At 62.8% G+C, this 10,216-nt stretch carries 12 protein-coding genes and 1 tRNA gene; 8 read left to right on the top strand and 5 right to left on the bottom strand.

The window, feature by feature from the left end:
* Positions 1-184 precede the first annotated feature (184 nt).
* From AC3WLP_RS24385 to AC3WLP_RS24375, 3 genes are all read left to right on the top strand, one after another.
* Complete coding sequence (locus AC3WLP_RS24385; RefSeq protein WP_012051158.1) at positions 185-970, top strand: hypothetical protein; 786 nt, start codon at positions 185-187, stop codon at positions 968-970.
* Positions 967-1,422 (top strand): ribosomal protein S18-alanine N-acetyltransferase, encoded by a 456-nt coding sequence (rimI, locus tag AC3WLP_RS24380; protein ID WP_004575708.1) that lies wholly within the window; start codon positions 967-969, stop codon positions 1,420-1,422. Before AC3WLP_RS24385 ends, rimI begins: the two co-directional genes overlap by 4 nt.
* Before the next feature lie 138 nt (positions 1,423-1,560).
* Positions 1,561-2,136, top strand: coding sequence for a D-Ala-D-Ala carboxypeptidase family metallohydrolase (locus tag AC3WLP_RS24375; protein WP_012051159.1), 576 nt, complete (start codon positions 1,561-1,563; stop codon positions 2,134-2,136).
* On the opposite strand, the gene AC3WLP_RS24370 is transcribed toward AC3WLP_RS24375, so the two are convergent.
* The gene (locus AC3WLP_RS24370; protein WP_012051160.1) at positions 2,076-2,993 is read right to left on the bottom strand and encodes a LysR substrate-binding domain-containing protein; all 918 of its coding nucleotides are present in this window, start codon (positions 2,991-2,993) and stop codon (positions 2,076-2,078) included. The two genes, AC3WLP_RS24375 and AC3WLP_RS24370, sit on opposite strands and share 61 nt — an antisense overlap.
* Positions 2,994-3,220: 227 nt before the next feature.
* On the opposite strand from AC3WLP_RS24370, the gene AC3WLP_RS24365 reads away from it, so the two are divergent.
* Positions 3,221-3,835, top strand: coding sequence for a LysE family translocator (locus tag AC3WLP_RS24365; RefSeq protein ID WP_012051161.1), 615 nt, complete (start codon positions 3,221-3,223; stop codon positions 3,833-3,835).
* Between the two features lie 130 nt (positions 3,836-3,965).
* Here the strand turns inward: AC3WLP_RS24365 and AC3WLP_RS24360 are convergent.
* Both AC3WLP_RS24360 and AC3WLP_RS24355 read right to left on the bottom strand, forming a co-directional pair.
* Positions 3,966-4,042: transfer RNA gene (locus AC3WLP_RS24360), tRNA-Met, on the bottom strand.
* 94 nt (positions 4,043-4,136) lie between these two features.
* A complete protein-coding gene (locus tag AC3WLP_RS24355) occupies positions 4,137-5,060 on the bottom strand; it encodes a FecR family protein (protein ID WP_088513494.1) in 924 nt (307 codons plus the stop codon).
* Positions 5,061-5,253: 193 nt separating this feature from the next.
* On the opposite strand from AC3WLP_RS24355, the gene AC3WLP_RS24350 reads away from it, so the two are divergent.
* From AC3WLP_RS24350 to AC3WLP_RS24340, 3 genes are all read left to right on the top strand, one after another.
* Complete coding sequence (locus AC3WLP_RS24350; RefSeq protein ID WP_088513495.1) at positions 5,254-6,468, top strand: MFS transporter; 1,215 nt, start codon at positions 5,254-5,256, stop codon at positions 6,466-6,468.
* A 103-nt stretch (positions 6,469-6,571) separates the two neighbouring features.
* A complete protein-coding gene (locus AC3WLP_RS24345; protein ID WP_003247435.1) occupies positions 6,572-6,709 on the top strand; it encodes a hypothetical protein in 138 nt (45 codons plus the stop codon).
* Between the two features lie 83 nt (positions 6,710-6,792).
* Positions 6,793-7,950, top strand: coding sequence for an MFS transporter (locus tag AC3WLP_RS24340; RefSeq protein ID WP_014589641.1), 1,158 nt, complete (start codon positions 6,793-6,795; stop codon positions 7,948-7,950).
* Positions 7,951-7,957: 7 nt separating this feature from the next.
* On the opposite strand, the gene AC3WLP_RS24335 is transcribed toward AC3WLP_RS24340, so the two are convergent.
* Positions 7,958-8,914: a FecR domain-containing protein gene (locus tag AC3WLP_RS24335; protein WP_047605088.1), complete on the bottom strand. Its 957-nt coding sequence runs from the start codon at positions 8,912-8,914 to the stop codon at positions 7,958-7,960.
* Positions 8,901-9,416: a sigma-70 family RNA polymerase sigma factor gene (locus tag AC3WLP_RS24330; RefSeq protein ID WP_003247432.1), complete on the bottom strand. Its 516-nt coding sequence runs from the start codon at positions 9,414-9,416 to the stop codon at positions 8,901-8,903. Before AC3WLP_RS24330 ends, AC3WLP_RS24335 begins: the two co-directional genes overlap by 14 nt.
* A 171-nt stretch (positions 9,417-9,587) precedes the next feature.
* On the opposite strand from AC3WLP_RS24330, the gene AC3WLP_RS24325 reads away from it, so the two are divergent.
* Positions 9,588-10,214 (top strand): DNA-3-methyladenine glycosylase family protein, encoded by a 627-nt coding sequence (locus AC3WLP_RS24325; protein WP_003247431.1) that lies wholly within the window; start codon positions 9,588-9,590, stop codon positions 10,212-10,214.
* Positions 10,215-10,216 lie beyond the last annotated feature (2 nt).

Here is a 10,216-nt window from a genome sequence, read left to right as displayed (position 1 = left end):
GCACCTACGGCATTCAGCTTGCCATTCACCGCTCTCACTCCAGATTCTAATCCCCCATCAAGACACAAGCGGCCTTGCGTCGCGATGCGCCGCGCGGGCGGCGCTCGGTCTGATAGGCGCTGCAAAAACCACGGCGTACACGTTAGAATGCCCAATTGCCTTCACCCCCTCGGATATCCGCCCCTTGCTGACCGAACCCCGTCGCCGCGCCTACCTTTCCGCCATGCAAGTGGTGCACTGGCTGCCGCGCGCCGAGCTGCCGTTCGCCGCACCGTCGCGGCCCGAGCTGCTGCTGCCGGTTGTGCCAGTCGAGGACATCGATTTCGAGGTCAGGCCGGCATCGGTAACCAACGAAGCGCCTGTCATCCCCCAGGCCCGCTCCGGCGAGCGGCCGAAAATCGAGATCCCACGCCCGGGCAGTGTGGCAAAACCCGCCGTCAAGCCTGCCGAGGCACAAGAGCAGCCCGCTGCTCCGCGCCCGGCACCGGTGCCGCCACCGCGCTTCTCGCTGCAGTTGTTGCGCGCCGGCAGTTGCCTGCTGCTGGTTGAACTGGCCACCGGTCAGCCGTTCCAGAGCCGCGATCCCTCCTATCTGCTGCTCAAGGACATGCTGCGCGCCGCCGGCCTGCCCGACGCCCCGCAGATCATCGGCGAGCCGGTACGCTGGCCACTGCTGGTGCGCGGCAACATGGACCAGGGGCCGGAGGCTGCGCGCGATTTCGTCCAGGGCTTCGTTCAGGCGCGCCTGGAAGACGCCCCGTGTACCTGTCTGTGGCTGGTCGGCCTGCCGGCACTGCGTTTTGCCGCCAATGTCGACGCCGACGCCTATTACCAAACCCTGACGCTCGACAGCCTGGGCGACGCCTGGGCATTGCCGGGCCTTGAACTGTTGATGGACGAGCCGCAACGCAAGGCGGACGTCTGGAAAGCCATGCGCCAGCTGATGGCGCGCTGGAAGAGCGTTGAATGAGTGACTCGATCAGCTTCCGCCCGATGACCGAGGCGGATCTGGATGCCGTACTTAAGATCGAATATGCCGCATTCAGTCATCCCTGGACCCGTGGAATCTTTCAGGATGCGCTCAAGTCGTACGAAGTCTGGCTGATGTTCGATGGCCAGCAGCAAGTGGGCCATGGTGTGATCAATGTGATCATCGATGAAGCGCACCTGCTCAACATCACCGTAAAACCGGAAAACCAAGGCTGCGGCCTGGGCCTGCGCCTACTCGAGCACCTCATGGCCCGGGCCTATCAGCTCAATGGCCGCGAATGCTTTCTGGAAGTGCGCGCCAGCAACCAGTCGGCCTATCGTTTATACGAGCGTTACGGTTTCAACGAAATTGGCCGCCGCCGCGACTATTATCCGATCGCCGGCGGCCGTGAAGACGCCCTGGTGATGGCCTGTACCCTGTTCGAAGACTGACTTTCCAGCGGCTTACCCCGTCACGCAGGCACCCCTCTGCTCCGGCCGCCCGCTGACGCTGCAGTAACGGTTGCGCGTTGAACTAGTATGAGTCCCGGTGGGAGCGCAGGCTTTGTTCTCTGCAGGGACGGATAAAGAATGAGAAAACTGCTTTTGGCAGCGGGCTTGTGTTTAGCGAGCGTTGTCCACGCTGACGAGCGCGACGTGTGGATGTTCGCCCAGTGGGCGGGTGATCATCAAACCCGCCCTTTCCGTGAAATGCTGGTAGATGCCCGGCTTTACGGTGTAGTGCCAATTCACCAGTTGCTGCGCTCGGCTTCGGACTGGAAACTGTGCCACGCATCGCCTTTCGCTGTACCGCCCCCCGGCAATTGGGCGGCTGTACGCTCGACCCTCGCGTTGATCAGGGCACTCGACGATCAAGGCATCCTGCGCCAGTTCGAGGTGGTTTCGGCTTACCGTGAGCCGCGCCTGAACGCCTGTGCGGGCGGGGCAGCCAACAGTGCGCATACCCGCGCGTTCGCCGTCGATATACTGCTGCCGGCCTGGGCCGATCCCAATCCGCTGTGCCGTTTCTGGCAGCAGCACGGCCAAGCCTGGAACATGGGCCTGGGCCGCTACCCATCAGGCCGCATTCATGTGGATACCGCCGGCTATCGCACCTGGGGCGGCGATGGCAGTGCGGGGTCGTCGTTCTGCGTCAAACCCAAATGAGCCAGGCAACCCCGGCATTCGTCCATTAGCCACTCTGCGAAGCGCTGGCACTTGCCGCTGTCGGCCAGAGGCTGTGGGCTAAGCAGGTGGTAGGCCGAGCCATCGCGCACAAAACCGTACGGTGCCTGCAACTGCCCGCTGTCGAGTTCGTCGCACACCATCAGGGCTGAGGCCATGGCCAGGCCCAGGCCGGCGTTGGCGGCCTGGATCGACAGGTAGAAATGCTCGTAGTCGCTGCGTTCGCAGTGCCGCGCCTGTTGGCCGCTCAGGCGCAGCCAGGTGGGCCAGGCAGCAGGGCGTGTGGTGCTGTGCAGCAGCCGTTGGCCATCGAGTCTGGCGCTGGCGGCGGGGTGGCACACCGGGCCGATCCATTCATCGCAGACCTTCTGGTTGAACAGCTGGTTATTCCAGTGGAAGTCGTCACGGCGGATGGCCATGTCGACCCCACTGCGGGCGAAGTCCAGCGGCCCGCCGGCAGCCACCAGGTGTAACTGCAGGTCGGGATGGGTGGCATGGAAGCGCGGCAGGCGCGGGATCAGCCAGCGCATGGCGATGGTCGGCTCGCAGGACAGCACAAGCACATTGTCGCGGACCTGGTGCTGCAAGCGCTGCACGGCGCCTTCCAGTTGCTCGAAGATCGCCTGGGTGGTGCCATGCAGGGCGCGGCCGGCAGGGGTGAGGAAAATGGCCCTGTTGCGGCGTTCGAACAGTTCCACGCCAAGGCTTTCTTCCAGCAGGCGTATTTGGCGGCTGACCGCGCCGTGAGTGACGTGCAAGTGTTCGGCGGCGCGCACGAAGCTCTCGGTCTGGGCGGCGATGTCGAAGTAGCGGAAGGCGTTGAGTGGCGGCAGTTTCATGATATCCCTGTTCAGCTGTGCCGGCCTCTTCGCGGGTAAACCCGCTCCTACATGGCCACATATTCTCCTGTAGGAGCGGGTTTACCCGCGAAGAGGCCGAGGCAGGCTGTACATATCTGTGAATAAAACTAACAGATTCATCTCAGCATAAATCGATTTTTCCGCATCCGTAAGCGCTCGATAATCGGCGGTCTGTGCATTTCCATCGCCTATCGAGAGCCCTCAGCATGACCGAACTCATCGCCGTCGCCCTGTTCACCTTGCTCGCCGTCATCAGCCCTGGCGCCGATTTCGCCATGGTCACCCGCAGCAGTTATGCGCAGGGGCGCAAGGCCGGGCTGGCGGCCGCCATAGGTATCGCACTGGGGGTGCAGGTGCATGTGTTGTACACGGTGTTGGGCATTGCCGTAATCATCAGCCAGAGCCCGGCGCTGTTCTTCGTCATGAAAGTGCTGGGTGCGGGCTACCTGATCTACCTCGGGTACAAGTCATTGACCAACACGCAACGTATCAACCTGGACGGGGTTGGCCAGTCTGCTGCCAGCGTACTGCAAGCGCTGCGCACCGGCTTTTTGACCAACGCCCTCAACCCCAAGACCATGCTGTTTGTCATCAGTGCCTTCACCCAGGTAGTGCAGCCTGGCAGCCCGCTGGCGCTGAACTTCGCCTACGGTGCGTTCATGTCCGTTGCCCATTGGCTATGGTTCAGCCTCGTGGCGGTATTTTTCTCCAGTACGGCATTGCGCAGGGCGATGATCGAGCGGCAAGTGCTGGTGGACCGGGCCATTGGTCTGGCATTGATCGGGCTTGGCCTGGCTGTGGCGGTGACCGGAATACGTTGAGGCGACGATAGCAGCGCCGAAACCTGTGGTTCGGCGCCCGGCTGCTGCTGGATGGGTTAGCGCGGGCACCAGCAACTTTTTCGCAGGCAAAGAAAAAGGGCTTACCTTGCGGTAAGCCCTTCGTCTTGTTTGGTGGCTACACAGGGACTTGAACCCCGGACCCCAGCATTATGAATGCTATGCTCTAACCAACTGAGCTATGTAGCCGATGGCGCGCATTATTCTCTTGAACGCCCCCTCTGTCAACACTCATTTCAAAAAAATTTGCACGCTTTCAAAAACTTAGCGGCCAGCCCCGGTTTCAGCGCACCACAAGCCAGTGCCCGAGCACACCCAGCAACTGCAGCTGCTGGGCTGCAGCCAGGGATTGCAGGCTTTGGCCAGGCTGGTCGAGGTTGAAGTCGCCGCTCACACGGCGATGAGCCACGTGTTCATCCATCATCCACAGACGCTGCCCTTGGTAACCGGCAAGGCGCTCCAGCACCTGCCTCAATGGCATGTCTGTGGCTTTAAGGCGGCCGTTGCGCCAACTGTCAGCGGTTTTCAGATCAGCCTTCCGCACCGGATCGATGCGTGTGTCATCGAAGGTTACCCGCTCACCTGCCGAGACCATTCGCTGCTCACCCCCCTGGGTGACCATGGCCTTGCCACTGAATACCACGAGTTCGTCACGCCCTGCATGGCGGGCTATCTGCAAGCGAGTGCCGTATACCTGGATGCGTGCGTTGCCCACTTCCACGTCCATGGCCCGCCCGTCGAGCACGACTTCCATATGCACCTGGCCCTGCACCAGGTGCAGTTGTCGGGTGCGGCCGCGCAGGTCGACGTTCATCGCGCTGGCGCTGTCCAGGTTCAATGTTGTGCCATCCGCCAAGCGTATGCTGCGGCGCTCTCCCACATCGGTGTGCAGCTCGCTGGCCAGACGCTGTATCAGCGGCCAGTACAGGTAAGCAGCAGCACCCAACCCCAGCAAAAACGCAAGCGCCAACCCTTTACCCAGGTGACTGCGACGGACAGTGACATGCCGTGGGCGAGGGCGGGCAGGTGCGGGTTGCAGCTGTTGCCAGAACGTCTCCAGCTCGGCGTAGGCGTGGGCGTTCTCTTGTACCTGGCACCAGGCTGCAAATGCCTGGCGCTGGGTTTCGTCGCAACCGGGCTGGCGCAGCAACGAAAACCACGCCAGCGCTTCCTGTTGTGGGTCGGGCTGCAGCTGCTTGGCGGACATCGGGCTCATGGGGGCGGTCTGCTCACGATAGGGGCCGTTTGGCCTAACGATGACAGGGGTCATTGGCAGAGGATGCTAATTATATTGAGAACCATTTTCAAGTGCGTGGCGACAGGGGGATAAAAAAGGTAGCTATGTATCTATTTGATTCCTGATAATCGGATCCCAAACCAGAGGACGGAGATTTAGGCAAATGGCCACCAGTAGTGCCTCCACCGCATCCACCCCGGCAGCGGCAAGCCAAGCCTCGCCGATGGTGATGCGCATCATCGGTTTCTGCGCCTTGGCGCACTTGATCAACGACCTGATCCAGTCGGTGCTGCCGGCGATCTACCCGATGCTCAAGGCCAACTACGACCTGAGCTTCGCCCAGATCGGCATGATCACGCTCACGTTCCAGATCACCGCCTCGCTGTTGCAGCCTTGGGTCGGCTTCTTCACCGACCGCCGGGCCACGCCAAATCTGTTGCCGCTTGGCACCCTGTGCACGTTGGTGGGGATCGTGATGCTGGCCTTCGTTGGCAGTTTCCCGATGATCCTGCTGGCATCGGCGCTGGTGGGCATTGGCTCGTCGACCTTCCACCCGGAAACCTCGCGTATTGCACGGCTGGCTTCGGGCGGGCGCTTCGGCCTGGCCCAGTCGACCTTCCAGGTCGGTGGCAACACCGGCTCCGCTCTGGGCCCGCTGTTGGCAGCGGCCATCGTCATTCCGTTCGGCCAGACCCATGTGGCCTGGTTCGGCTTGGCCGGGCTGTTCTTCCTCGGCGTTACCCTGATGCTGCGCGGCTGGTACAAGGAGCACCTCAATCAGGCCAAGGCGCGCAAGGCGGTGCAGGCCACCCACGGCATTTCGCGCAATCGGGTATTTGCGGCGCTGATCGTGCTGGGCCTGCTGGTGTTCTCCAAGTACTTCTACATGGCCAGCTTCACCAGCTACTTCACCTTTTACCTGATCGAGAAGTTCGGTGTGTCGGTGGCCAGCTCGCAGCTGCACCTGTTCCTGTTCCTCGGCGCGGTGGCGGCGGGCACCTTCTTTGGCGGGCCGATCGGTGACCGTATCGGGCGCAAGGCAGTCATCTGGTTCTCAATACTGGGCGTGGCGCCGTTCACGCTGGCGCTGCCGTATGCCGACTTGTTCTGGACCACGGTGCTGAGCGTGGTGATCGGCTTTATCCTGGCTTCTGCGTTTTCCGCGATCGTGGTGTATGCGCAGGAACTGGTGCCGGGCAGCGTGGGCATGATCGCCGGGATCTTCTTCGGCCTGATGTTCGGCTTTGGTGGCATTGGCGCTGCGCTGTTGGGGTACGTAGCAGACCTGCGTGGTATCGAGTATGTGTACGGCTTGTGCTCGTTCCTGCCATTGTTCGGGTTGTTGGCGGTGTTTCTGCCAAGTACAGGTAAACGCTGAACGCGCCGGGGGCCTGGCAGAGGCCCCTGGGCAATTGACGAGCCCCCCGGAGGTGGCTAGAGTGCCGCCTCTTTTTTCAATCACCTGCGTAGTAGCCAAAGCAATGCGCCGTACCCAGTCCCTCCCACACGCCCGCCAGCCTGCCTTCCAGGCACTGCGTCGTGCATGGCCGAGTGACACGGTGCTCAAGCGCCGCCGCAGCGTGCTGTTTGCCTTCACCTTCTCGCCACACCTCGCCTGAACGGATCTGCGCTTTAGCGTCGCTCGCCGTCTCGGCGTGCGCGCCTGTTTCTGCACGTCTTTTCGGTTTGCCAGGAGTGGTACATGAACATGCGTTTATTGGCGGGCTTGTTGTTCGCCGTTTCTGTCGTGGGTTTCAGTTTGGGGGCCAGCTTGCCGCTGGTGTCGTTGCGCCTGCATGAAGCGGGGGCGAGCACCCTGGAAATCGGCATCATCTCGGCCATCCCTGCCGCCGGCATGATGCTCTCTGCTTTTCTGGTCGACGTCTGCTGCCGCCATCTCACCCGGCGCACTATCTATCTGCTGTGTTTCAGCCTGTGCACGGTCAGCATCGCCTTGCTCGAGTCCGCGTTCGGCTCGTTGTGGCTGCTGGCGTTGCTGCGCCTGGGCCTGGGGCTTGGCATGGGGATCGCCATCATCCTCGGCGAGTCGTGGGTCAACGAACTGTGCCCCGAACATAACCGCGGCAAGATCATGGCCCTGTACGCCACCAGCTTTACGGGCTTTCAGGTGCTGGGCCCGGCCATGCTGGCAGTGTTGGGCGCCGATAGCCCGTGGATCACGGGTGTCGTCACGGTCTGTTATGGGCTGGCGTTGCTGTGCATTGTGCTGACGGTGCCTAACGACCATGTCGAGCACGAAGAGGGCGAAAAAAGCTTCGGCCTGGCCGGGTTCTTCCGTGTGGCACCGGCGTTGTGCATGGCCGTGCTGTTCTTCTCGTTCTTCGATGCCGTGGTGCTGTCGCTGCTGCCGGTGTACGCCACCAGCCATGGCTTTGCCGTTGGCGTGGCGGCGTTGATGGTGACGGTGGTGTTTGCCGGCGACATGCTGTTCCAGCTGCCGCTGGGCTGGCTGGCCGATCGGGTTGAGCGCACAGGGCTGCACCTGGCGTGCGGGCTGGTGGCGATGGTGATCGGCATCGGTTTGCCTTGGCTGCTGAATCTGACCTGGCTGCTGTGGCCGCTGCTGGTGGTGCTGGGCGCGGTGGCGGGGGGCATCTATACCTTGGCGCTGGTGCTGATCGGGCAGCGCTTCAAGGGCCAGGACCTGGTCACTGCCAACGCCAGTGTGGGCTTGCTCTGGGGCGTAGGCAGCCTGGTCGGGCCGCTGGTCAGTGGGGCGGCCATGAATGTCGCGCCCCACGGTTTGCCCATGGCGCTGGCCCTGATGGCCGGGCTGTTCGTGTGCTTTGCCAGGCAGTCATACCGGCGCCGTGGGCGGATGCGGGCTGTGGCGCAGTGATATCCCTTTACGCCGCGCCGATGCTGACCCAATAGCGCGTCCTGTACTCGACCCGCACGGGCAGGCTGCGGGTGAGCAGTTGCAGGATTTGCCCAGTGTCAGCCAACTGATAGGTGCCGGAAACCTTCAAGCCCGCCACTTCTGGAGCGCAGCGCAACAGGCCCGGTCGGTAGCGGCCGAGTTCGCTGACAAACTCGGCAAGCGGCATCTGCTGCACGCTGAGCACACCTTCGGTCCAACCCCAGGGGTCGTTGTGCAGTGTTCTGGCCTGAATGCTGCCGTTGGCGCTGACTTGCAAGGTTTCACCGGGCAGCACCTGCCTCGCTGACGCCGAGGCAGGGAACAGCGTGACTTCACCACGCCGCACCGACAGCAGCAGGCCCTGGCTGTTTTCGCGCAGCAACAGCTGGCCATCGAAGGTGGTCAGCGGGCCGACAGGGGTGGCGACGTGGAATGGGCGGTTGTCGTTGGGGTTGCTGTCCAGGCTGACCTCGCCATGGATCAGTTTCAGCTGGCGTTGTTCCGCACTGTAGTGCAAGTCGATGGCACTGGCAGTGTTGAGCTGGATGCGGCTGCCGTCACTGCCTTGCCATTGGCGCCGTTCACCGGTGGCGGTGCTGGTGTCGGCCAGCAGTTGTGGCAGGCCCAGCGGTTCGCGCGCGGCCCAGCCCAGGCTGCCGCCCACGGCCAACAGCCCCAGCAACTTCAGGTGGTCCCTGCGGCTGGCTTTGGGGTGCTGGCTAGCGTCCAGGGTGCGCCGGCTCAGGTCCTTGGGCAGCCCGGCCAGTTCATCGCCCAGATGACTGACCCGCTGCCAGGCCAGGCGGTTGTGTGGGTGGCTGGCCAGCCAGTGTTGAAACTGCTGCTCGGTGCGCGGGCTAGGGGTGTCGAAACGCAGCTTCACCAGCCAGTCGATGGCCTGATCGACCTGCGCCTGAGCGGGCGTACCATCAGGCATCGGCATAGCGCAACCGGTAGCAGACGCCCAGAGCCTTGGCCAGATCGCGCTCAACGGTGGCCCTGGACACCTCCAGACGTTGGGCAACCTGCACGATGCTCAAACCGTCTAGCTGGGCCAGCAGGAACGCTTGGCGGACGCGCGGTTTCAACTGGTGCAAGGCGCGGTCGAGGCGTTCCAGGCTATCGAGGATGACAAGCTTATCCTCTTCGCTGGGCACTTCTGCTTCGGGCAGGTGAGCCAGGCTCTCCTGGTAGGCCCGCTCCAGCGCGCGGCGGCGGAACTGGTCGATCATCAAGCCACGGGCGATGCTGCTGAGGTAGGCGCGCGGTTCTTTGAGCGGCGACACGTGGCGGGCGCGCAACAACCGCACGAAGGTATCCTGGGCCAGGTCTGCGGCATGTTCACTGCAACCGACCCGGCTGCGTAACCAACCACGCAACCAGGCATGGTGAGACTGGTAGAGCAGAGCGACCTCGGTGGGCTTGAGCGTGTCGTTGATCTGCATCGTAGAGAAGGCCCAGTCCAGTGATGTGTGCGATTGTGAATAGTTCTCAATTCTATGCGGGGAAGATGGCGCCGAGCAATGGCATGCCAAAGATTAGCTGCGCAAGAACCGGCGTTTGCCCGATGAACGGCTGCGCTAAGCTGGACCTGCAATCGACTTGATGGAGGTGCCATGATGCTGGCCGACCTTTCGCCTGAGGCCTATCACGAGGCCACGCAACACCTGGCGGCACTTGACCCGGACTGGTCGCGGCATATCGCAGCGATCGGGCCCTGCCTGCACCAGGCTACGCCGGGACGTGAGCCTTATGAGGCATTGGTGCGGGCGATTGCCTACCAGCAACTGCACGCCCGCGCCGCCGAGGCGATCCTGGGGCGTTTGCTGGCACTGTTCCCGGCAGATGATTTTCCGCAGCCAGAGCAGTTGTTGGCGGTAACCCCGGAAACCCTGCGTGCCTGCGGCTTTTCGGCGAGCAAGCTGGTGACGGTCCAGGGCATTGCTCAAGCCACCCTGGAGGGCTTGGTACCGACGCGGGAGCAGGCGTTAACCATGGCTGACGAGGCGTTGATCGAACGCCTGGTGGCGCTGCGTGGGGTAGGGCGATGGACGGTGGAGATGCTGCTGATCTATAGCCTGGGCCGTTCTGACATTCTGCCGGTGGACGATTTTGGCGTGCGCGAGGGGTATCGGCGGCTCAAAGGGCTGGAGACGGCGCCGACACCGGCGCAAATGCGTTCGCTGGGCGGCGCCTGGCGGCCGTTTCGTACCGTGGCGGCCTGGTACCTGTGGCGGGCCTGAGG

It is taken from the genome of Pseudomonas sp. FW305-E2 (genome assembly GCF_058782925.1).
This window is presented reverse-complemented; position numbering and strand designations above follow the sequence as displayed.